At 70.3% G+C, this 19,916-nt stretch carries 23 protein-coding genes and 1 tRNA gene; 16 read left to right on the top strand and 8 right to left on the bottom strand.

Going from position 1 to position 19,916, the window contains the following annotated elements:
- On the bottom strand, positions 1-956 hold a 956-nt coding region (locus tag AC30CM_RS16045), incomplete at its 3' end, for an EspA/EspE family type VII secretion system effector (RefSeq protein ID WP_490117882.1).
- Positions 957-1,267: 311 nt separating this feature from the next.
- On the opposite strand from AC30CM_RS16045, the gene AC30CM_RS16040 reads away from it, so the two are divergent.
- Complete coding sequence (locus tag AC30CM_RS16040; RefSeq protein ID WP_490117881.1) at positions 1,268-2,635, top strand: MinD/ParA family ATP-binding protein; 1,368 nt, start codon at positions 1,268-1,270, stop codon at positions 2,633-2,635.
- A 4-nt stretch (positions 2,636-2,639) separates the two neighbouring features.
- On the opposite strand, the gene AC30CM_RS16035 is transcribed toward AC30CM_RS16040, so the two are convergent.
- Positions 2,640-3,329 (bottom strand): transcriptional regulator, encoded by a 690-nt coding sequence (locus AC30CM_RS16035; RefSeq protein WP_490117889.1) that lies wholly within the window; start codon positions 3,327-3,329, stop codon positions 2,640-2,642.
- 433 nt (positions 3,330-3,762) lie between these two features.
- Here AC30CM_RS16035 and AC30CM_RS16030 point away from each other — a divergent pair, with 433 nt between their 5' ends.
- The 4 genes from AC30CM_RS16030 to AC30CM_RS16015 all read left to right on the top strand — a co-directional run bounded on the left by AC30CM_RS16030 (position 3,763) and on the right by AC30CM_RS16015 (position 6,135).
- Complete coding sequence (locus AC30CM_RS16030) at positions 3,763-4,053, top strand: WhiB family transcriptional regulator (RefSeq protein ID WP_490117880.1); 291 nt, start codon at positions 3,763-3,765, stop codon at positions 4,051-4,053.
- Between the two features lie 339 nt (positions 4,054-4,392).
- On the top strand, positions 4,393-4,827 hold the full coding sequence (locus tag AC30CM_RS16025; RefSeq protein WP_490117879.1) for an EVE domain-containing protein: 435 nt from the start codon (positions 4,393-4,395) through the stop codon (positions 4,825-4,827).
- Between the two features lie 10 nt (positions 4,828-4,837).
- On the top strand, positions 4,838-5,830 hold the full coding sequence (locus AC30CM_RS16020) for a pirin family protein (protein WP_490117878.1): 993 nt from the start codon (positions 4,838-4,840) through the stop codon (positions 5,828-5,830).
- Complete coding sequence (locus tag AC30CM_RS16015) at positions 5,827-6,135, top strand: GNAT family N-acetyltransferase (protein ID WP_490117877.1); 309 nt, start codon at positions 5,827-5,829, stop codon at positions 6,133-6,135. The genes AC30CM_RS16020 and AC30CM_RS16015 overlap by 4 nt, the downstream gene beginning before the upstream one ends.
- Positions 6,136-6,141: 6 nt before the next feature.
- Here the strand turns inward: AC30CM_RS16015 and AC30CM_RS16010 are convergent, their stop codons facing one another.
- A complete protein-coding gene (locus AC30CM_RS16010) occupies positions 6,142-7,836 on the bottom strand; it encodes a sensor domain-containing protein (RefSeq protein WP_490117876.1) in 1,695 nt (564 codons plus the stop codon).
- 159 nt (positions 7,837-7,995) lie between these two features.
- Between AC30CM_RS16010 and AC30CM_RS16005 the strand changes: the two genes are divergently transcribed.
- The gene (locus tag AC30CM_RS16005) at positions 7,996-9,171 is read left to right on the top strand and encodes a beta-ketoacyl synthase N-terminal-like domain-containing protein (RefSeq protein WP_490117875.1); all 1,176 of its coding nucleotides are present in this window, start codon (positions 7,996-7,998) and stop codon (positions 9,169-9,171) included.
- Positions 9,172-9,188: 17 nt separating this feature from the next.
- Here the strand turns inward: AC30CM_RS16005 and AC30CM_RS16000 are convergent, their stop codons facing one another.
- Together AC30CM_RS16000 and AC30CM_RS15995 are read right to left on the bottom strand one after the other, a co-directional pair.
- The gene (locus AC30CM_RS16000; RefSeq protein ID WP_490117874.1) at positions 9,189-9,692 is read right to left on the bottom strand and encodes a pyridoxamine 5'-phosphate oxidase family protein; all 504 of its coding nucleotides are present in this window, start codon (positions 9,690-9,692) and stop codon (positions 9,189-9,191) included.
- A gap of 63 nt (positions 9,693-9,755) precedes the next feature.
- The gene (locus tag AC30CM_RS15995; RefSeq protein ID WP_490117873.1) at positions 9,756-10,193 is read right to left on the bottom strand and encodes an STAS domain-containing protein; all 438 of its coding nucleotides are present in this window, start codon (positions 10,191-10,193) and stop codon (positions 9,756-9,758) included.
- Between the two features lie 215 nt (positions 10,194-10,408).
- On the opposite strand from AC30CM_RS15995, the gene AC30CM_RS15990 reads away from it, so the two are divergent.
- The 10 genes from AC30CM_RS15990 (at position 10,409) to AC30CM_RS15945 (ending at position 18,023) form a co-directional block, all read left to right on the top strand.
- Positions 10,409-11,857, top strand: coding sequence for a neutral zinc metallopeptidase (locus AC30CM_RS15990; RefSeq protein WP_490117888.1), 1,449 nt, complete (start codon positions 10,409-10,411; stop codon positions 11,855-11,857).
- A 129-nt stretch (positions 11,858-11,986) separates the two neighbouring features.
- Positions 11,987-12,211 carry a hypothetical protein gene (locus AC30CM_RS15985; protein WP_490117872.1) on the top strand — a complete coding sequence of 75 codons (225 nt, stop codon included), beginning with the start codon at positions 11,987-11,989 and terminating at the stop codon, positions 12,209-12,211.
- 176 nt (positions 12,212-12,387) lie between these two features.
- Positions 12,388-12,555 (top strand): hypothetical protein, encoded by a 168-nt coding sequence (locus AC30CM_RS15980; RefSeq protein WP_490117871.1) that lies wholly within the window; start codon positions 12,388-12,390, stop codon positions 12,553-12,555.
- A gap of 150 nt (positions 12,556-12,705) precedes the next feature.
- Positions 12,706-13,896, top strand: a complete 1,191-nt coding sequence (locus AC30CM_RS15975) for an enhanced intracellular survival protein Eis (RefSeq protein WP_490117870.1) — start codon at positions 12,706-12,708, stop codon at positions 13,894-13,896.
- A 98-nt stretch (positions 13,897-13,994) separates the two neighbouring features.
- Positions 13,995-14,231 carry a hypothetical protein gene (locus AC30CM_RS15970; protein ID WP_490117869.1) on the top strand — a complete coding sequence of 79 codons (237 nt, stop codon included), beginning with the start codon at positions 13,995-13,997 and terminating at the stop codon, positions 14,229-14,231.
- A gap of 12 nt (positions 14,232-14,243) precedes the next feature.
- Positions 14,244-14,771 (top strand): hypothetical protein, encoded by a 528-nt coding sequence (locus AC30CM_RS15965; protein ID WP_490117868.1) that lies wholly within the window; start codon positions 14,244-14,246, stop codon positions 14,769-14,771.
- Between the two features lie 275 nt (positions 14,772-15,046).
- Positions 15,047-16,003 (top strand): cellulase family glycosylhydrolase, encoded by a 957-nt coding sequence (locus AC30CM_RS15960; protein WP_490117867.1) that lies wholly within the window; start codon positions 15,047-15,049, stop codon positions 16,001-16,003.
- A gap of 20 nt (positions 16,004-16,023) precedes the next feature.
- Complete coding sequence (locus AC30CM_RS15955) at positions 16,024-16,692, top strand: L,D-transpeptidase family protein (RefSeq protein ID WP_490117866.1); 669 nt, start codon at positions 16,024-16,026, stop codon at positions 16,690-16,692.
- A gap of 53 nt (positions 16,693-16,745) precedes the next feature.
- Positions 16,746-17,426: a hypothetical protein gene (locus tag AC30CM_RS15950; protein WP_490117865.1), complete on the top strand. Its 681-nt coding sequence runs from the start codon at positions 16,746-16,748 to the stop codon at positions 17,424-17,426.
- A 51-nt stretch (positions 17,427-17,477) separates the two neighbouring features.
- On the top strand, positions 17,478-18,023 hold the full coding sequence (locus tag AC30CM_RS15945) for a GrpB family protein (protein WP_490117864.1): 546 nt from the start codon (positions 17,478-17,480) through the stop codon (positions 18,021-18,023).
- 74 nt (positions 18,024-18,097) lie between these two features.
- Here AC30CM_RS15945 and AC30CM_RS15940 read toward each other — a convergent pair whose 3' ends face one another.
- From AC30CM_RS15940 to AC30CM_RS15930, 3 genes are all read right to left on the bottom strand, one after another.
- Positions 18,098-18,472 (bottom strand): DUF1330 domain-containing protein, encoded by a 375-nt coding sequence (locus AC30CM_RS15940; protein WP_490117863.1) that lies wholly within the window; start codon positions 18,470-18,472, stop codon positions 18,098-18,100.
- A 317-nt stretch (positions 18,473-18,789) separates the two neighbouring features.
- Positions 18,790-19,203 (bottom strand): hypothetical protein, encoded by a 414-nt coding sequence (locus AC30CM_RS15935; protein ID WP_490117862.1) that lies wholly within the window; start codon positions 19,201-19,203, stop codon positions 18,790-18,792.
- Between the two features lie 624 nt (positions 19,204-19,827).
- A tRNA-Leu gene (locus AC30CM_RS15930) sits at positions 19,828-19,910 on the bottom strand.
- Between the last annotated feature and the right edge of the window lie 6 nt (positions 19,911-19,916).

Raw genomic sequence — 19,916 nt, 5'->3', positions numbered from 1 at the left:
GAGCCGGCACCCGCGCCGGCCGGGGCCGACGACGGCTGGCCGGGTGACGGGGTGGGTGCGGGGCCGGGCGGCTGGGCGGGTTGTGAACCCGACGTCGATCCCGGCTGGCCCGGGACGCAGCCGCCGGGTACGGCGGGCCCCGAGGGACCCGACGGCCCCGGCGGACGCTGCGACAGCCCTTCGTTCGCCATCGCCGTCGAGTACCGGCCCGCGGCTCCACGAATCTCGGCGGCGTTCGCGTTGACCTGTTGGCCGAGATCCATCAACTGCACCCCGCACGTGCCGACGGCCTTGGTGACGGCGGCGATCTCCATGGCCATCGCCGCAGCGGTCCCCACCTCGGGGATGGCGGCGACCAGCATGGTGACCAGGCCGACGTCGGCCAGCCAGTCACTCTGCTCGTCGAGCGCCTCGCGCGTGGCGACGATCTGGCCGGCCTCACGGGCCAGCACGGAATTCACCGCCTGGTCGGCGCCGGCCATCACGACGGTGCGTTGGAGCTGCTGCTCCTCGGCCGCGGCGTAAGCGTCCGCACCGGCGCCCTGCCACGATCCGTCGGGACGGGCGCCCGCCAGCGTGTCTCCGACCGTGCCGAACCGCATCGCCCCGTCGCCGTATCGCGCGCCGTCCTCCGGGGTGCCGAATCCGGTGGTGAGCTTCATGCCCTTGATCACGACCTGCCCACCGGTGAGGATCGGGGTCTTCGCGCGCTTGAGCACCCGCGCCACCTCGGGGCGCGCCAGGAACTTCTTGGCGTCCTCGGCGTAGCGCGACAGCTGCCGACCGAGCGCCACCACGTCCTTCAACCGCCCGGAGGTGGAGAACCGCTGGAGCAGGCTGCCCATGCCGTCGAGGCCGCGGACCAACGTGTCGGCCTTGCTCATCAGTTGTTTGCCGACTTTGCCGACTTCCCACAGTGCGCTGCCGACGTCCTTGATGTCACTCAGCAAGCTCATGTCCCCGATCCCCTTCGCCGGCAACGACGTTACCAGCGCCGACGTACCCCCAATTGCACCAATTTCGAGGCGTTTTCCCAAGAAAAGGCGGTCGCGACACGCAACGCTCCCGCCGCGCCGACCTCGATCCGCGACCCATCGACCGCCGCGCCGGGACGGCATGCGGCCGGCCCGCACCCCCGACTCGGTGGCGCCGTTCGGTTTGCCAGAGCCAGGTGGGCCGCCGTGCGCGCACCCTCCCGCCGGGCGGGTGGTTGATACTTGGTCGCGAGCCCAACGGGTGTCGATCCCGGGAAGGAGCCCCGATTCTCGTGAACGATCGCGACGACGACCTCCGCCGCCAACTCGGGTGGACCGGCCCCGAGGACGCGCGGTTCGATCCGGAGCCGCCGGACCCGGCACCCCCCACCGAGGCGCTGCCGCCTGCCGCACCGGTGCCGCTGCGACCGCCCGTCGACCACGTACCGACGGTCGCGTCCCCGACCGCCGCCGCCGACCCTCCGCGCCAAGACACCCACCCCTGGGGCCAGCAGCAGGGCTGGCCACACCCCCCGCACGCGCCGGCACCGCATCCCGGACCGGGGGCGCCCCGACCGCCGCAGCCACCCCAGCGTCACCAGCCGCCGCCTCCGGTCCCCCGGCAGCCGCTGCGACCGCCGCACCCCGGTCCCGGCTGGCCCGGTCAGCCGTATCCCCAAGACCCGCACCTGGCGCCCCCGCAGCCCGGCTCGTACGCCGAGCGCATCCGGGCCGACGAGTTGGTGCCCGCCCGGCGCACGCCGCCGGGCCGCGGCTGGCGGCGCGTGGTGTTCGCGATGACGTTCGGGTTGGTGAACCTCGGACCGTCACCCGACGAACTCCGCGAGGCGGAGTTGGAGGAACGGGTTCGCGGCGTGCTGCGCGGGCACTACAAGGTCGGCGTCATGGGCAAGGGCGGCGTCGGCAAGACCACGGTCTCCGCGAGCCTGGGTTCGATCTTCGCCGAGCTGCGCCAAGACGACCGGGTGGTCGCCATCGACGCCGACACCGCGTTCGGCAAGCTCGGCAGCCGGGTCGATCCTCGGGCGGCCGGCTCGTATTGGGAGTTGGCCGCCGACCAGCACCTCGAGACGTTCGCCGACCTGCGCAGCCGTGTCGGCAACAACGCCGCCGGCCTGTTCGTGCTGGCGGGCGAGAGCAGTCCCGCACGCCGACGGGTCCTCGATCCGGCGATCTACCGCGAGGCGACGTCGCGGCTGGACCGCTACTTCACCATCTCGATCGTCGACTGCAGTTCGACGATGGACTCGCCGGTCACGCAGGAAGTGCTCCGCGATCTCGACGCGCTGGTCGTGGTGTCCTCGCCCTGGGTCGACGGCGCGGCCGCCGCCGGGCAGACACTCGACTGGCTGGCCGCCCGCGGGCTGAATGCCCTGCTGCAGCGGACCGTCGTGGTGCTCAACGACTCCGACGGCCATGCCGACAAGCGGACGCGGGCCATCTTGGCGCAGCAGTTCGCAAGCCAGGGTCAGCGGGTCGTGGAGGTGCCGTTCGACGGGCGCCTGCGCCCCGGCGGCGTCATCGAGCGCAGCAGCGAGATGGCGGCGCCGACGCGCCGCAAGTTCGTCGAGATCGCCGCCGCGTTGGCCGAGCACTTCCCGACGACCGACGACCGCGAGCGCGCCCGCGACCGCTTCTGAGGCGTCACCGCCAGTCGATCTGCGCGATCAGCTCGTCGAGGGCGGTGGCCGCGCGCGGCGTCAGCTCCCGGCCGGCCTCGGCGGCGAGCACGTCGTCGTCGGTCACGGCGGCCGCCTGGGCGGTCTCCTCGATCGTCAGGTTGGCCCGGCGCCGGGCGGCGTAGAGCCGCTGGCCGAGCGTCGCGGTGGGGGCCGTCGCGGCGCGCAACGTCAGGTCGTCGATCTGCCTGCGCACCGTGCTCAGCGCCTTCAACAGCGGGGGGGTCACCCGGCCGATGCGCGCCGCGCGGGTCGCGACCGCTTCCAGCTGGCGCAGGTCTGTCAGGACGTCGCTGGCCCGGGGGGTGAAGGTGGGGTCGCCGACGTCGGGCAGGGCGGCGATGGTTCCCGTCAGACTGTGCACGGCGGTCTCGACGGCCTGGGCGATCAGGGGTGCCTCGTCGCCGCCCGGCGGTTCGGCGGCGCGGCGCGGCTCGGGTGCCTCGGGTGGCCCTTCGCGCAGCCGGGCGATGGTGCCGGGCGGCCACTTCAGGACTTCCTCGAGCTTGGCCCTGGTGCGTTCGCGTGGCCAGCTGCGCCCCTTCTCGAACTGGATGAGCGCGCCGGCGTTGATGATGCCCTCGGCGGCCAGCCGGCGCTGGCTGATGTCGAGTTCGCGTCTCCGGGCCGCCGCCGCTGCGCCGGCGCGTGCCATGCCCGGGTCGACGGCGGCATCGGATGCACCGTCGGTGCCGGCGCCGGCGTCGCTGTCGACGTTCACCACCCGCGGCATCCTCTTCCCACAGTGCTCTTCCCACAGCGCTCATTCCCGCAGCGCTCTTCCTACAGCGCTGCATTGCTACGCAGCTGCACTGCTACGTATCCCGACCAGACTAACCGTATCGCGCCGATTTGAGAACCAGGTCGACACCGACTTACAACCATGTCATTGCTGCGTTTCGTATCGTTCACGCGGACCTCGTCATGCTGCCGCGCAGCGGCATCGAAGCCGCTGAACAGGCCATATGCCGGAGGCGGCCGCAGCTTCCAGCAACCGCAGCACAAAACTGTTGCATCGCTACGGTTCCTGCTATACATTCGTGCCATCGCGCTACGGATGACCCGGCGCCGGACCTGAGGAGCACGAGATGAACGCAGTGGGACTGGACGGACTACCGGTCGGCGAATGCACCCGCGAGCCGGACCGCTGGCTGGAGCGCGCCGACGAAGAGGCCAAGTCGATCTGCCGTGGCTGCCCCCGGCGCTGGCCGTGCGCCCGCGAAGCCGTCGAGTTGCCCCGCGCGGAGGGCCTGTGGGCGGGCATCGTGATTCCGGAGGCCGGGCGCGGACGCACCTTCGCGCTGCGCCAGCTGCGCTCCCTCGCCGAACAGAACGGCTATCCGGTACGCGCCCGCCGCCTGTTCCTCGAGACCGCATAGGCACCTGCCCATCGTCGATGCGACGCGTCTCGCTGCCGGTTTCGAGGGGACGGCAGCGGGACGCGCCGCAACGGAATACACCGGCGCCGAAAGCGGTTAGACTGGTGCAGCGGCCCCGGACATGCCCCGGGTACCACCCCAGAAAAGTCGCCGAGAGCGACCACATGCCGAGAGGCGCAGGCGGGGCCGCCCTGAAGCCGCCGACGCAGCAGCGTCGGCGGCTTCTTCGGTTCTGGGGAACGCTGCGTCGGCGCCGGTCTGGCGTGCGATCCTGGGGATGAAGGGTCGACTGGGGATGACGGCCCCGATCCGTCGGTGGCCGTTCCTAGCGTGAGCGTCATGACGTACTGGATCAACACGGTCAGCCGCAGCCACGTCCACCACGGCGTCGCCGGTGGTTACGCGCAGGCCAATCACGGCAAACCCCACATGCTCCGGCGGATGCAACGACACGACTGGGTGGCGTTCTACTCCCCACGCACCGCGCACCCCGACGGCCCGCCGCTACAGGCGTTCACCGCGCTCGGACAGGTCGTCGACGACGAGCCGTTCCAAGCCGACCTGGACCCCGACTTCCAACCGTGGCGACGCCGCATGCGATTCCTGCCCTGCACCGAGGCGCCCATCAGACCCCTGCTGGCACAGCTGTCGTTCATCAAGGACACGGCGCGCTGGGGCCTGCCGTTCCGCGCCGTCGTGTTCGCGATCGACGAGGCGGACTTCGACGTCATCCGCACGGCGATGACGGGCCCGGCAGCCGCCGCGGCCGGTTAACCTCGACGGGATGAGCAACACCGAGCTGGTCCCGGACGAAGTCGCCTGCGGTGCTTCGCCGTTCACCGGCGTGCTGCATCCCCGGGACGTGCCCCTCGGCGGACCGCGCGCACTCGCCGTACGACGCACGTTGCCGCAGCGGGAGCGGTCGATGATCGGTGCCTGGTGCTTCGCCGATCACTATGGGCCACACGACGTCTCGACCGGAACCGGGATGGACGTGCCGCCGCATCCGCACACCGGGCTGCAGACGGTCAGCTGGCTCTTCGCCGGCGAGATCGAACACCGCGACAGCGGCGGCGTGCATGCCACGGTGCGCCCCGGTGAACTGAACCTGATGACGGCCGGGGCGGGCATCTGCCACTCGGAGGTCTCGACACCCCAAACGACGGTGCTGCACGGCGTGCAGCTGTGGGTGGCGCTCCCCGACACCGCGCGGCACGGCCCGCGGGACTTCGCCCATCACGTTCCGACGGCGCAGTCGGTCGGCACCGCGACCGTCCGCGTGTTCCTGGGTGAACTCGCGGGTGACCGCTCGCCGGTGCACACGCACACGCCATTGCTCGGCGCGCAGGTGGACCTCGCGGGCGGCACGGTTCGCTTCGAGGTGGACCCGTCGTTCGAGCACGGGGTGCTGGTCGACACGGGGGACGTGCGTGCGGGTCACGACGACACCGCGCTGGCTCCCGGTGACCTGTGGTACCAGTCCCCCGGGTGCACCGAACTCGAGCTGCGCACCGTCGGCGACACCCCGGCGCGCGTCGTCGTGCTCGGCGGGCCGCCCTTCACCGAACCGCTGGTGATGTGGTGGAACTTCGTCGGCCGTGACCACGACGAGATCGCCCGCTTCCGCGCCCAGTGGCAGGCCGAGGACCAGCGGTTCGGCGCGGTCTCCGGCTATCCCGGCGGCCGACTGCCGGCGCCGCCGCTCCCCAACGGCAGACTGCGCCCGCGTGCGTCCGCCACACCGCGTGACACCCCACCCGAAGGAGCCCGGACATGACGACGCAGCACACCGATTCCACCGGAGCGGCCGCGACCGTCACCGAGCGGCCCGGCCGGTTCGTCGTCAGCGTCGACGGCCACGACGTCGGCCTCGCCGACTACGCCGACGACGGCGGCAGGCGAGTGTTCCCCCACACCGAGGTCCGACCCGCCTACCGGGGCCGCGGACTGGCGACCATCCTCGTCGCCGAGGCCCTGCGGGCCACCCGGGAGCAGGGGCTGCGCATCGTCCCGCAGTGCTCGATGGTGGCGGACTTCATCGACCGGCACCCCGAGTACGCCGACGACACCGACTGGACCTGATCGAGCTCACGGTGCGGTGCCCGAGAGGATCACCGTCTGCCGATCCCGGGCCTTGGCCGCATACATGGCACGGTCGGCCAGGCGTAGCAGCAGTGCGGGGTCGCGCGTGTCACCCGGCTCCGTGCGGACCACGCCGATGCTGGCGGTCATGTGAACGGAGAACCCGGAGATCCACACCGGGTCGGCCAGTACCGCGGCGATGCGCTGGGTGATGGTGTCCAATTCGGCGCCCACGGATTGCCCGACGAGCAGCAGCACGAACTCGTCTCCGGCAAGGCGGCAGACCACGTCGTCCTTGCGCACCGCATGCCGAAGCCGTTGCGCCGCACACTTGATCATCACGTCGCCCGAGTCGTGGCCCAGCGAGTCGTTGACCCGCTTGAGGTCGTCGAGGTCGACGAACAACACGGCACTCAGCAGGCCGTCGGCCTGCAGTCGTTGCACGCTCTCGATCAGGTGCGCCCGGTTGGGCAGGCCGGTCAACGGATCGTGTCGTGCCTGATGCGCGAACTTCTCGGTGGCATTGCGGGCCGCGGTGATGTCGCGCAGTGAGATCAGGACGGGCGAACGCTCGCCGGCCTCCGGCGTCAGCCGTCGAGAGGACACCGCCAACCATCGGATCTGCCCGGCAGCCGTGCGGTAGCGCGCCTCCCCCGAGAACGGCGCACCGTCGCGCAGGGTCACACTGATCGGGGCCTCCGGGGTCGGTGCCATGGGCGTGCCGTCGTGGTGGAACAGCTCGTGGGTCCAGTGCTTCGCCCACTCGCTCAAGAGGTCGCGGTATCCGACGGTGAACTTCTCGGCGGCGGCGCCGAGGAGGCGGTGCACGGCCGGGTTCACCGACATGATGGCCCCGGTGTGGTCGAGCACCAGCACGCCCTCGTCGAGTGAGCTGACCACGCTGGCGAAGTATCGCTCGGCCTGCCGCAGCGCCGTCTGGTCCGAACAGAGCAGCACGTAACCGGCGTCCGCGTCGCCCAGGGTGGCGACCGACACCCGGACCGTGAGGGCCGATCCGTCGGCGTCGTAGTGCGTCTCGGTGGTGATGCCCCCCTGGGCGACGATCTTGGCGGGATCGATCGCAGCCCCGACCGCAGCGCTCACCGTGCCCCCGAGCACCTCGCGTGCGGTGCGGCCGTAGATCGTGGTGGCGGCGGGGTTCCAGCTGCTGACGACGCCGTCACTGGTGGTGGCGACGATGGCGTCGCTGACGTGGTCGACGAGGGCGGCCTGGTACCGCAGCGCCGCCTGCGCCGCCTTCTGGGTGGTCAGGTCCCGGAAGATCACCTGGTAGGCGGGCTCGTCGTTCCACACCGTCAACACGGAGACGGCCTCGACGTCGAGCCGGCCACCGTCGAACTTCAGCAGCACGGCCTCGGACGGCGCGGAGACGTCGCCTTGGCGGCGTAGGCCGGCGATGCGGTCGAGCATCGCCGGGATGGACGCCGCGTCCACGAAGTCGGTGATCATGCTGCCGACGAGCGCTTCGGCGGAGTCGGCGGCCATCCAGGACACACCCGCCCGGTTGACGTAGACCAGCCGACCGTCCTGATGCACGCAGATGGCATCGGGGCTGTGTTCGAGCAGGCGGCGGTAGCGTTCGTCGGCGGATTCCCGGCGGGCCCTCAGCAACTCCGTGGACGAGTCGTCGGTGGTGCTGGCGACCATCGAACCGGGACCGTCCCGCTCCCGTGGCCTCATGGCGATCCCCTGCGCTTGCGCTGCTGTCTAGCCATCCAAAGTAACACCGTTTCTCGTGGCCCCCGGGCGCCCGTTCGCGGCCGGTTCGGCTGGTCAATCCGGCGCGGCTGGCGGTTAATCGATGACGAGGGGAAGGTCCCCGTCGAATCAAGGAGCGAGATGACGATTTCAGCGAATGCGACCCCGGCCCACGTCATGGGGGTCGGCGCCGTCACCGGCTACGGCTGGGGTGCGGGACGGCTGTGGGACGGGTTGCTCAGCAGCAAACCAGCGGCCGATCTGGTGGATGGTTACGGGCCGGACGGCGAGGCCGCGTGGCTCGCGCGCGTTCCGGCGGGCGGCGACGCGCGCGACGGGGCCACCCGGTCGGCTCGAGCCATGCGGTTCGCGGCGCGCGAGGCGATCGTCGACGCCGAAGCCCGGGGGTGGACCCCCGGGCGGCGCGTGGGCCTGCTGCACGCGGTCGTCCTCCCCGAGGTGGAGGGGTGGCGACAGTTCCACGGCGCCGACGGTGGTCAGCGCAGCGTCCGCGACTACCTGGCGCTGATGCCGTCGACCCCGGTGTCGATGTTGATGCAGGAGTTCGGCTTTCACGGCCCGGCGATGAACGTCTCGGCGATGTGCGCGTCGGGCAACGCCGGGTTGATCACGGCCAAGGCGTGGCTGGACACCGGTGTCGTCGACGACGTCGTGTTCGTGGCGACCGACCTGTCGCTGACGCCCGAGAACGTCGAGCACTTCGTCAAACTCGGGGTCGCGGTCGTCGACGCCGAACCACTCGACGCGTGCCGGCCCTTCCAGCAGGGCAGCCGGGGTTTCGCCGTCGGCGAGGCCTCCGTCGGGTTCGTGCTGTCCGGCCGCGGCGCGGACCCGTACGCGCGGCTGCTGGGCGGGGCGATGACGCACGACGCGTTCCACGTGACGTCGGTGGATCCCCGACGCACCCAGGTCGATGCCTGCGTGCGGGACGCGCTGCGGATGGCGGGCGTCGCCCCGTCGGAGGTGGACTACGTCAACGCCCACGGTCCTGGCACGCAGCAGTGCGACACGGCGGAGGCCGGCGTCGTCGACGACGTGCTGGGCGGCCGGCCGCACGTGTTCTCGGTGAAGCCGCTGACCGGTCACTGCCAGGGGGCTGCGGCGGCCGTCGAGGTGGCGGCGACGGTGCTCGGCTACCAGAACGGCGTGGTGCCCGCACCCCCCGCGGTGGCGCCCGGTCATCCCCGGTTGCTGGACGGGCCGACGCCGGCCGGCGCAGGGATCACGTTGAAGACCTCGCTGGGCATGGGCGGCCAGAACTCGGCGGTGGTGCTGGCTCCGCCGAGGGCCGCCTAGGGGTCAGCGCGCCTGGATCACGACAGGTACTGCGCGGTGGTGCCCGAAACCGGCATCTCGGGGATGCCGAGCTTGCGGTGGTCCCAACTGCGGATGCGCGTCCCCGCCACGCGGATCGCGATGCGGTTGTGCATCATCTGGTCGACGAACGGCTTCACCTCGTCGGAGTAGGGGCCGGTGTAGCGCTCCCACACGCTGACGCCGACGCGGTGCAGCAGATCCTGGTCGTCGGTGACGATCTCGGCGGTGCCGTCGATCGAGACCCCGCGCAGCGTGTCGTAGGTGAGGCCGTCCTCGATCATCACGGTGAGGGTGGGGTCGCGCCGGAGGTTGACCGCCTTCTGCGACTTGGCCTTGGTCTCGAACCAGATGTCACCGTCGATGACGGCGTACCACATGGCGACCAGGTGCGGTCGCCCCGCTGCCGACACCGTCGCCAAGGTGGCGGTGCGGCTGCGCGCGATGAACTCGGTGATCTCGTCGTCGGTCATGACGATCTTGGCGCGTTCGTTGTTGCCCACGGATCATCCTTAGCAGGCAGGCACAGTGACGAGCGACACCGGGCGTCCCACGCCCGGTGTCCGTCAAGCCGTGCGGCCCAACAGGGGCAGCAGCACGTCGCGCCGCGACGAGCTCACGTCGGCGAAGAAGCGCAGGGCCTCGGGGACCGATCGGGCCACGGCACACGTCGAGGCGTCGACGCCACCGGCTTCGGTCACCTCGTCGGAGGCCACCACGGCGAACTCGACGCGCGCCGCGGCGCACGCCTGCCGCACCGCGTCGACGAGTCGGTCGCAGTGCGCCACCCCGTCCAGGCCGCCGAGGTCCAGGATCACGTCGTCGTCCAGCACACGCGTGCGAGCCCAGGCGGTCAGCTCCTCGACGTTGCCGGCGTGGACGCTGCCGGTGATGCTCAGCACCGTGGCGAGCCGCCGGCTGTAGGCACGGGTCAGCGCACCGTCGCGGTGTTCGAGGTTGCCCAGCTGCATGTCACGGCCTCCCGGTTCGTCGTCGAGGTCCACGCTATGGGCGAAAACTAAGCTGCCGGGGAACGATCCCTAATGGATTGTTGAGAAACGACTTTCGGCTCGACCAGGGTTGCCGAGCCGCGCCGGACGTGCCGGTTTGGGGACGACGCGCGCGGGGTATCCCCTTCGACTTTCGTTCTGCGGCAACGGGCCAGCGAGCGTCGCGATAATCTCTTGCCGACGACGCTTCAGCCGACCGACAGGACATGATGCGACCCCACGGCCTGGTCGCGGTACTCGCCGCCGCGTGTTCCTTGATACTCGTCGCCGGTTGTTCGACCGTGGTCGCGGGCACCGCGGTCTCCACGCTGTACGACCCGTTCCGTGCCGGCGGGCTGCCTGCGAAGGACGGACCGAGCGGCGTACGGTCCGACGCCCCCGCGCCGACGGGCCAGGTCGAGGACGGCGACGGCGGCGACGTCGACCGACTCGCCCTCCTCGCGGTGAACGACGTCGCCGAGTTCTGGCAGCAGAATTACGCGGGATCGCTTTCCGGCAGGTTCGTCCCCATCGAGACGTTGCGGTCCTACGACTCCGAGGACCCGTCGAGCCCGCCGGTCTGCGGCACCGAGACCTACGGCGAACCCAATGCGTTCTACTGCCCCAGCCGCCGACTGCTGGCGTGGGACCGCGGCGTGCTCGTCCCCATCGGCCGCGAGTTCTTCGGCGACGTGTCCATCGCGGCGCTGGTCGCCCACGAGTACGGCCACGCCGTCCAACGCATGGCAGGACTGGCCGACGACGACACCCCGGTGATCGTCATGGAGCAGCAAGCCGACTGCTTCGCGGGCACGTACGTGCGGTGGGTGGCCGAGGGCAACTCGCCGCGCTTCGATCTCAGCACCGGTGACGGGCTGAACCACGTCCTGGCGGCCGCCATCACGCTGCGCGACCCGGTGCTGGGGCCCGACGATCGATCACTGCTCGAGGACGGTCACGGAACCGCTCTCGACCGGGTCAGCGCGTTTCAGACCGGCTTCGTCTCCGGCGCGGCGGAGTGTGCGCGCATCACCCTCGACGAGATGGAGCAGCGCCGCGGCGACCTGCCGATGGCCCTGCCGCTGAACTCGTCCGGCGACGTGCCGGCCGGGGAAGTCGCCTTGGACCAGGACACGCTGAGCCTGCTCGTCGACGTGCTCGGTCAGGTGTTCACCCCGGCGGCGGCGCCCACGCTGTCCTTCGAGCAGGCGCCGTGCGACGACGCCACACCCAGCCCCCCGGCGTCGTACTGTCCTGCCACCAACACCATCGCCGTCGACCTCGCCGCGACGCAGCGCCTCGGCGAGGCCGCGGACGAGTCGAATTACGTTCTGCTGCAAGGTGACAACACGGCGCTGTCGGTGTTGACGTCGCGCTACGCACTGGCGGTGCAGCACGAGGCGGGCGAACCGTTGAACACTCCCGCCGCCGCGCTGCGCACCGCCTGCCTCACGGGCGTCGCCCAGGCGGCCATGGCCGCACCGATGGCCCTCGCCGACGGACGCAGCCTGACGCTCACGGCGGGTGACCTCGACGAGGCGGTCGCCGGCCTGTTGACCAACGGTCTGGCGGCCAGCAACGTGGACGGTCAGACGGTGCCCGCGGGCTTCACGCGCTTGGTGGCGTACCGGTCGGGGCTGTCCGGCGATCGGGACCTTTGCTTCGCGCGCTTCCGGTGACCCGAGCGACCGACGCGACACCCGGGGCGTCACGTCGCGGAAACATCGGTGGAATTTATCTCCTGACCTGCGTGTTCCTCTGGTCGAACGCGCACGGGACCCACGTTCGCGCAGGGAAGGAGGATGACGATGACCAAGCTCGCTCGCGCGGGCGCCATGAGCCTGGCCGCAGCCGGCGGACTGGCCGGGGCCATGTTCGGCGCCTCGCCGGCCGGCGCCATCACCACGACGTCGACCAACGACGTCGGATCGGTGGTGTCGGTGCTGCAGACCGGATCGTCGAGCATCGACCGGCACGACGGCCTGTACGCCGTATCGCCACAGGTCGACTCGACGGTTCGGCCGAGTCGCTAGCACTCGTCTCGAGGGGCACCCATCGGAAGTGGGTGCCCCTTCTTCGTGTCGCGGGTCCGAAGGTTCGATTCCTGCCACGGACCGGCCAATCACTGCCATCCGAAATACCTGCCCTGAACTGCGGGTTACACGTGGCAGGACACCGCGCAAGCGGTCATCGAGAGGGAGCAGAGATCATGAAGAAGACCACCATCGCCGGCATCATCGCCACCGGTTTCGCCGCCGCCGTGTTGGGCCTGGCCGCCCCGGCCAGCGCCGGCATCGATCACCACACCTGGATCAACGACATCCAGCAGACCGCGACCGTGCCCGCCCCGCAGGCGACCTTCGGCAACGGCCGCTAAACCCAGACCCTCGGCGTACGGGGCATCCACCCTTGGGGTGGGTGCCCCGTCGTCGTGTCCGGGCGGTCCGCACACCGCGGGGGGTGCGCGGCGTTTCGCCACCGCTTAATGGGATGCGGGCTCACGGTGGCCTGTGACACCGTCGAGGGCATGACGACGACACCCGCGATCCGGGGCGCCGAGGACGCCGACTGGCCGGCGATCCGATGGCTGCTGTCGGTGTGCTTCGGCGAGGATCACTCGGCGGAGTCGGAGGCCATGTGGCGCACCATGATTCCCGAGAACGGCACGGTGATCGCCTGCGACGGAGCCGATGTCGTGGGGGCTGCACTGTTCATGGACCTCGAGCTGACCGTCCCGGGCGGCGCGCGGCTCCCGACGGCCGGGGTGTCGAGCGTCGTCGTCGCCCCCACGCACCGCCGCCGGGGCGTACTGCGCGCGATGTTCGCCGAACTGCACCAGCGCATGGACCATCCGATCGCGGCCCTCACCGCGTCCGAGGGCGGCATCTACGGCCGCTTCGGCTACGGTCCGGCGACCATCGAGCACGGTGTCGCCGTCGACCGGCGCGAGGCCCGCTTCCACCCCGAGGTGGGCGATCCGGGCCCGGTGCGTGCGGTCCGTCCGGTCGATCACCGCGCCGCGTTCGAAGACGTGTACGAGCGTTGGCGGTGCGTGACTCCCGGTGGGCTGCACACGCCGTCGGCCATGTGGGACGACGTGTTCGCCGATCGTCAGGAGGCGCGGCACGGCGGTACGGAGTTGTTCGCGTTCCTGCACGCCGACGGGTTCGCCTTCTTCCGGGTGCACCGCACCGACGGAGCCGCCACGGCCCGCGTCACGAAGTTCGCCGCGGTCACCCCGCAGGCGCACGCCGCGCTGTGGAGGGCGCTGCTCGGCCTCGACCTCGTCCGTACCGTCGAATCACACACCCACCCCGGCGACGTCCTGCCGTACCTGTTGACCGACGCGCGCCTGGTGCGCACCACGTCGGTGCAGGACGACCTGTGGCTGCGGCTGCGAGACGTCCCCGCAGCGCTGGCCGCCAGGACCTACGCCGCCGACCTCCGGGTGGTTCTCGGCGTCGTCGACGACGAACTGGGCGCCGGCAACCGGTTCGCACTGACGATCCGCGACGGGCGGGCGGGCTGCACGGCCACCGACGCTCCCGCCGAGGTGTGCCTCGACCGCTCGGTGCTCGGCAGCCTGTACTTCGGCGCCCACCGCGCGTCGGCCTTCGCCGCCACGAATCGGCTGCGCTGCGACCAGGATTCGCTGATCGACGCGATGGACGCCGCCTTCGCGGGCGACGTACCGGCCCAGTTGGGTTACGGCTTCTGACCGACTCCCCCGCCCGAATGGGCGAATCGCACGCGCCGTCGGTCCCGGGGCCGCACAATATTGACGTCAGCGACAACTCTGGACTTCTTGGGGGCCCCATGCGCACTCGCGCCCGTGGTCTCGCCGCAGGCCTTCTGCTCTGCGGTGGGACGTTGCTCGGCACACCGGTGGCGAGCGCCGCCTCGGCGCCCAACCCGCCGGCCGTCCCGCGGCCCGTTCCCGCGGCGCCGACGGTCCAGATGTTCGACTGCCAGGGCACCACCGGCCGCATGGGCTGCGGCCCCGGCTGGTTCTGGCGCGACGGCTGGCGCGGTTACGCCTGCTACCCCTGCTGATCGGAGCCGACGATGACGCTTTTCAGACTTCTGGCCACCGTCGGCGCCGCCGCGGTCGCGCTGGCCTGCGCGGCACCGGCAGCTGCCGCGCCCATCGACTACGACGCGCTTCCGGTGGACCCCAACGTGCTCACCGACTCCACCGCCTACCTCGCCGGGGCGCCGGTGCACGATCCGGACGGACATCCGGGCATCGAGGTGGTGTACACCCACCGCGATGGTTCCCGCGCCATCACCGACACGGTCTTCGTCCTGCCGGACCCGCAATCGGCCACCGTCGCACTCGACGTGGCACGCGCCGACCTGACCAAGGAGGTTCCCGGCGCGTCCACGGCCCCCATCGCCGTCGGCCAGAACGGCACGCTGGTCACCGGGCGGTCGACCGCCGGCGGCGAGATCAGCGTGCTGCTGTTCACCCAGGGCCCGGCCGTGGCGGCCGTGCGGTTCACGGGCTCGGCTGGGGACCCGGTGCCGGCCGACCTCGTCACCGACTACGGCGAGCAGCAGGACGCCAACATCCTCGCGGCGCTCAGCACCTAGCCGGTCCCGGACCCCGTCGCACCGGGTCCTTTCCTTCGCCAGCAAACTGTTTGAACCCGCCGCGACCTGGGTAAAATCGCGCCATGCAGCGCGGCGGCGCGGGCCTCTCCCGATGGGCGTGGCTGCTGTCCGTGCTGTTCATGTGCGGGGTTCTCTTTGCTGTATCGTCCGAACCGGAACGCGCCGTCGACGTTGGACCGCCGGACGCTGCAGCAAACCATGAAGCCGCCCCGCGGCTCGGTGTCGACGGAACTTCGCTGACGTTGGGCGGTCACGTGTGGTGGCCCATCGGCATCAACGCGTATCAACTGGGTACGAATTGGACGATCAACGCCGGGTGCGGCGCACAGGTGGACCTCGACGACTACTTCGGTCGGCTGCCGCCGAACTCCCTGACGCGCGTGAACATCTACTCCAGCTTCGCGGTCAACAAGATCACCGGACAGCTCGACTTCTCCGCCCTCGATGCGATCTTCCGCGCCGCCGCGCGGCACCGCCAACTGCTGATCGCCGTGCTCACCGGCGGCGAGGGCGGCTGCGAGAACGAGTACTTCAAGGGCTACGACTGGTACCGCGGCGGATGGCGCACGGACGTGTCGCACGGGTTGCCCATGACGTATGCGGCGTGGCTGGACGTGGCGCTGACACGGTGGGGCCGATCGCCCGCCCTGGCCGGGTGGACGCCCGTCGGCGAACCCGAGCCGTCGACGTGCGGTGACGCCACGTGCCGGTGGCAAGAGCGCAACTGCCCATCCGATGCCGCCGACGTGCTGCGCACGTTCTACGACGAGGTGGGTGCCGAGATCCGGAAACTGGATCCCGACTCGCTGATCTTCAGCGGCCACACCGGTGGCGGCCAGTGCGGCTCGGTGGGTGACGACTTCACCAAGGTCTCCGCCTCCCCCGGCATCGACGTCGTCGAATACCACTTCTATCAGCAGTGGGACTCCTTCCCGGGAGATCCGCGCGACGGTCTCCGGAGGCGCCTCGAGCAGGCGCACGCGCTCGACAAGCCACTCGTGGTGGCCGAGGTCGGCATGAAGGCCGGCACGTGCAACTCGCTGGATCAGCGCAAGCGTGACGTGACGAACCTGGTCGGCGTCGCTCGCGAACACGGTGCGGCCGGAGCCATGTTCTGGTCGTTCGTCCCCGATCCCCGACCCGACGACTGCACGTTCGACATCGGACCGGACGATCCGCTGCTGAAGATGGTGGGCGCGGCTCAGGCGTGACGCGCAACTAGATTGGCGGGATGCGCAGGCAGGCGGCGAGGGCCGTACGGATGGGCGTGACCGCCGTGGCGACGGCGGTGCTCGGGACGACGGCGGCCGGCGCGGCCAGTGCGGCACCGGCGAATGCGCGACAGCTGATCGTCGTCAGTGCACCGGCGGCCGACTCCCCCACCGCGACGCTGACGGCATACGAGCGCACGGACGGCGGCTGGCGCATCGCCATCGGTCCGACGCCCGCCGACCTCGGCGAGTTGGGTGTCGGCGCTCCGGCCGACGACGTGTTCCGGACCCCGGTGGGCACGTTCCCCCTCGGACAGGCGTTCGGCCGCGCCGACGACCCGGGCACCAAGATGCCGTATTTCCAAGCCACGGACGAGGATTGGTGGGACGAGGACGTCGACTCCCCTACCTACAACACGCACGTGCACGCCGCGGAGATCGCCTCCGACGACGCCGAGAACCTCTACGACTCCGGCCCGATCTACGACTATGCGGTGCTCATCGAACACAACCCGCAGCGCATCCCGGGTCGGTCGGCGGGGATCTTCCTGCACGTGTCCGACGGCGATCCCACGTGGGGTTGCGTGGCCATCGGACGCGAGCAGATGCGATCGGTGCTGCGGTGGCTCGATCCCGCGGCCAACCCCGTCATCACCATCGGCGTGAACGTACCCGGGCCGACGGGCTGACGACGCGCGAAGAGCCGTCGATCGGGCTCCGCTGCGTCCCTTAGGCTTCGATCATGACAGGGGGGACCGCTGGTACCGGATTCGGCAAGCTCGTCGTCGCCACGTCGATGGCCGCCTGCGTCGTCGTGGGTTGCGGCGGTAGCGAGGCACCCGTGCTGGCGCCGCCCCAGGTCGGCTGCCAGGACGTCGACGTCCAACGCTGGCTCGACGTCCCCGGCAGCGGGCCGGTCTCGCTGCGCGTACCTCAGCCGCCGGGATGGGAACTCGACGAGGACGTGGCCCGATGGACCCGTGAGGTCATGTCGTCCGACCCGAGCACGCCACGCGCTGCGCCGACATACCTGATCGGCCCGCCTCCCGAGGGCGGCGCCAAGGCGTCGGTGTTCATGGCGTCCGTCGACCGGGTGGCTCCCGTGGGGACGCCACCGACCGTGGATGCCACGCTCGACGACCTAGTCGACGGCTTCGTCCAAGGACGTGCGGACGGCACCACCATCGACGGTCCGTCGTCGGCGACGGCGTGCGGTCACGCGTCGAGGTACTTCCTGACCACCCCCAAGCCCACGGCGGACGACGCGCACCCCACCACCGGGTACCAATCGCAGACCGTCCTGGAGGTCGACGGCACGTTCTACGGCGTGCAGATCGGCTACGGGCCCGCCAACTCGTCGTCGGAGCAGATCCGCCACGATCTGGACACCATGGTGCGTGGCATTCGGATCATCACCCCGTAGCCGGGGACGAGGCCGCAACGCCGCGATCTCGACGCGCCTAGGGTGAACCGGGTGGGCGACGCACGCATTCGGATCGTGGACCACGATCCTGCCTGGCGCCGCGCCTTCACCGCTCAGCGCGACGAGCTCCAGACGCTGCTCGCACCGTGGCTGGCGGGTGCGGTCGAGCACGTCGGCTCCACGTCGGTGCCGGGGCTCGCCGCCAAACCCGTGGTCGACATCGCTGCGCCGGTGCGCTCGTTCGTCGACGCCCAGCGCGCGCTGCCGGTCCTGGAGTCGGCGGGGTGGTGGCACTGGCCCGACGACCCCAACGCGTCCTGGCGCATGTGGTTCCTGCGGCCCCATCCCGAGCGGCGGACCCACCACCTGTACCTGATCCAGCACGACGACGTGCACCTGCGCGAGCTGCTCGCGTTCCGCGACCGGCTGCGCGCCGACGCTGAGCTGCGCGACCGCTACGCCGACCTGAAACGGATTCTGGCCGAACGCCATTCGGACGACCGCGAGGCCTACACGGCGGCGAAGGCCGGGTTCGTCGCCGAGAGCCTGCTGGAGGCGGGCATCACGCCCCAACCACGCCCCGATCCGCCGATCTAGGTCGCCGCGACGACGCGTCTCGAGGTCTCACACCGGCCACGAGATTCCGGACCGGACGGCCGGGGGTGCGGCGTCTACCGACCGCCACGAGCCAGGTGGACGGTGATGTCGGTGCTGCGATGGTCGGCGCCGACGCCCTCGACCAGCAGCACGTGGCTGGTGCTGTTGTCGACGCGCAATGACGCGATCCGTTGGTAGGCATCGGATTCATACCACTGCTGTGCATCACGGGGGCCGGGAAAGCCGATGAGCACGGGGGCGCCGATTGGCTGACCCTCGACCTGCTGCCACGGTGCGCCGTGGATGAGGAACACGCCCCCGAAGGGACGCAGGGTGTCCTCGATGCGTTCGAGGTACTCCACGATCGGTGCACCGAAGCGCAGATCGTTGAGGATGCCCAGGGCGTAACTGCCCCAGAAGCCGTTGGAGGGTGCCTGGTGAAGGTTCATGGAGTCAGCATCGGGCCGGGCGGCGCTTTCGTCGATGACCTCCGAGGTCAAGCCGACGGCTCGCGCGGCGCGGCGCGCGACAGCCGCTGGGTGGCGTCGGCGGCGGGGTTCGTGGTCGCCCGCGGTGGGTCGATGATGAGCGCGAGCATCTTGGCATGGAATGCGGCTCCGTCGTAGGTCGTCGGCCCCCAGCGTCAGATCCGTCGCCGCCTCGCGGAGCGGGGGTCTCGACGTCGCGGCGAGTCCAAGCCGCTACGGCAGCGGCACGATCGACAGACGGATGTTGCGGCGCAGCAGTTCCGTTCGGCTGCGAGCGATCACCGACGAGTCGGTCCGCAGCGCGAGGTCTTGGTTCTTCTCGACGTAGCGGTGCAGCCTGCGCTCGTAGGCCTCGAATGCGTCGCGCGGGTGCTGGTGCCCTGACCGGACAGGAACGCCGGCGCGTAGGCCGCGTCACCGACCAATGCGACGCGGTCAGTACTCCATCGGTCCATCCGGATTTGGCTGACAGTGTCGAAGTACACTTCTTCGGCGTCGATCAGGGTGTCGATGATATCCGCTGTGCGCCAACGGTATTCAGCGAAGGCAGCTCGGATCATCGCGGCGGCGGTGGCCCGGTCGCGGGTGTCCACCGTGCCCGGGTCGTCGTGGACGGAGGCCAGGAACGCGCGTGCCGGTGCGTCATCGGTGAGTCGTTCGACTGCGATGGTCCGTCCGGCGTGGGAGTACATGACCCCTTGGCCTGGCTCGAAGTCGTCGGCTGGCAGGTCCCAGATGGCGACGAGTGGCCCGAGGTGCCGGATGAAGTGCTGCTCGGCACCGAAGACTCGATAGATGCAACCGCAGCGAGACCTTGACCTCAGTCAGCACAGGCCCTTTGTGTCGTCATCCGCATCGTTGTCGGCCTCCAGGGTCTGCCAGGACCTGCCGGTGAAGCCGCTTAGGACTTCGCGTTTTGTCTCGGCGTTGTCGCCAGCGGATTGGCTAGTCACGGTCTGTCCCCCCTTTGAACAGCCACGGCGGAGGGTCCTGCACTTCCGAGACCGTGCGGTTCATCTCAACGCTGCCGCGGGACAGCACGACTTAGCGGGCGCCACTCTCATAGCCCCACCCGCTGCAAATTTTGGCAGTCAATCGGGACAGTGTCTGGCGAAACGGGGTCTAGCGAGAGCGGCCCGAAGTCCGAAGTGAATATGGCGCCGACGACGTTGCCGTCACTTTGGGGATTTCTCCAGCGAAGTCCCCGTACAAGGCCGGATCAGCCCTAAAGGCGCCACTTCTCACCAAAACACAAAGGTCACGAACCATTTCTGGTTCGTGACCTCTATGCCTGCAGTTCGTAGAACCGCTCGATGTGGGCGAAGGGGGACTTGAACCCCCACGTCCCGAAGGACACTGGCACCTGAAGCCAGCGCGTCTGCCATTCCGCCACTCGCCCGTAATG

The sequence above is a fragment of the Mycobacterium sp. DHQP2018-32-09 genome (assembly GCF_058148405.1).
The sequence above is the reverse complement of the archived record's forward strand: the minus strand, read 5'-3'. Positions and strand labels throughout refer to the sequence as shown.

Excerpts from the sequence above, each read along its gene's own strand:
- AC30CM_RS16020 (WP_490117878.1), top strand. The coding sequence starts at position 4,838 with ATGAGCAACACCGAGCTGGTCCCGGACGAAGTCGCCTGCGGTGCTTCG.
- AC30CM_RS15990 (WP_490117888.1), top strand. The coding sequence starts at position 10,409 with ATGCGACCCCACGGCCTGGTCGCGGTACTCGCCGCCGCGTGTTCCTTG.
- AC30CM_RS16030 (WP_490117880.1), top strand. The coding sequence starts at position 3,763 with ATGAACGCAGTGGGACTGGACGGACTACCGGTCGGCGAATGCACCCGC.
- AC30CM_RS15935 (WP_490117862.1), bottom strand. The coding sequence starts at position 19,203 with ATGTACTCCCACGCCGGACGGACCATCGCAGTCGAACGACTCACCGAT.
- AC30CM_RS16015 (WP_490117877.1), top strand. The coding sequence starts at position 5,827 with ATGACGACGCAGCACACCGATTCCACCGGAGCGGCCGCGACCGTCACC.
- AC30CM_RS15940 (WP_490117863.1), bottom strand. The coding sequence starts at position 18,472 with ATGAACCTTCACCAGGCACCCTCCAACGGCTTCTGGGGCAGTTACGCC.
- AC30CM_RS15955 (WP_490117866.1), top strand. The coding sequence starts at position 16,024 with ATGCGCAGGCAGGCGGCGAGGGCCGTACGGATGGGCGTGACCGCCGTG.
- AC30CM_RS16005 (WP_490117875.1), top strand. The coding sequence starts at position 7,996 with ATGACGATTTCAGCGAATGCGACCCCGGCCCACGTCATGGGGGTCGGC.
- AC30CM_RS15975 (WP_490117870.1), top strand. The coding sequence starts at position 12,706 with ATGACGACGACACCCGCGATCCGGGGCGCCGAGGACGCCGACTGGCCG.
- AC30CM_RS16010 (WP_490117876.1), bottom strand. The coding sequence starts at position 7,836 with ATGAGGCCACGGGAGCGGGACGGTCCCGGTTCGATGGTCGCCAGCACC.
- AC30CM_RS15950 (WP_490117865.1), top strand. The coding sequence starts at position 16,746 with ATGACAGGGGGGACCGCTGGTACCGGATTCGGCAAGCTCGTCGTCGCC.
- AC30CM_RS16035 (WP_490117889.1), bottom strand. The coding sequence starts at position 3,329 with ATGGCACGCGCCGGCGCAGCGGCGGCGGCCCGGAGACGCGAACTCGAC.
- AC30CM_RS15965 (WP_490117868.1), top strand. The coding sequence starts at position 14,244 with ATGACGCTTTTCAGACTTCTGGCCACCGTCGGCGCCGCCGCGGTCGCG.
- AC30CM_RS15970 (WP_490117869.1), top strand. The coding sequence starts at position 13,995 with ATGCGCACTCGCGCCCGTGGTCTCGCCGCAGGCCTTCTGCTCTGCGGT.
- AC30CM_RS15980 (WP_490117871.1), top strand. The coding sequence starts at position 12,388 with ATGAAGAAGACCACCATCGCCGGCATCATCGCCACCGGTTTCGCCGCC.
- AC30CM_RS15985 (WP_490117872.1), top strand. The coding sequence starts at position 11,987 with ATGACCAAGCTCGCTCGCGCGGGCGCCATGAGCCTGGCCGCAGCCGGC.
- AC30CM_RS16025 (WP_490117879.1), top strand. The coding sequence starts at position 4,393 with ATGACGTACTGGATCAACACGGTCAGCCGCAGCCACGTCCACCACGGC.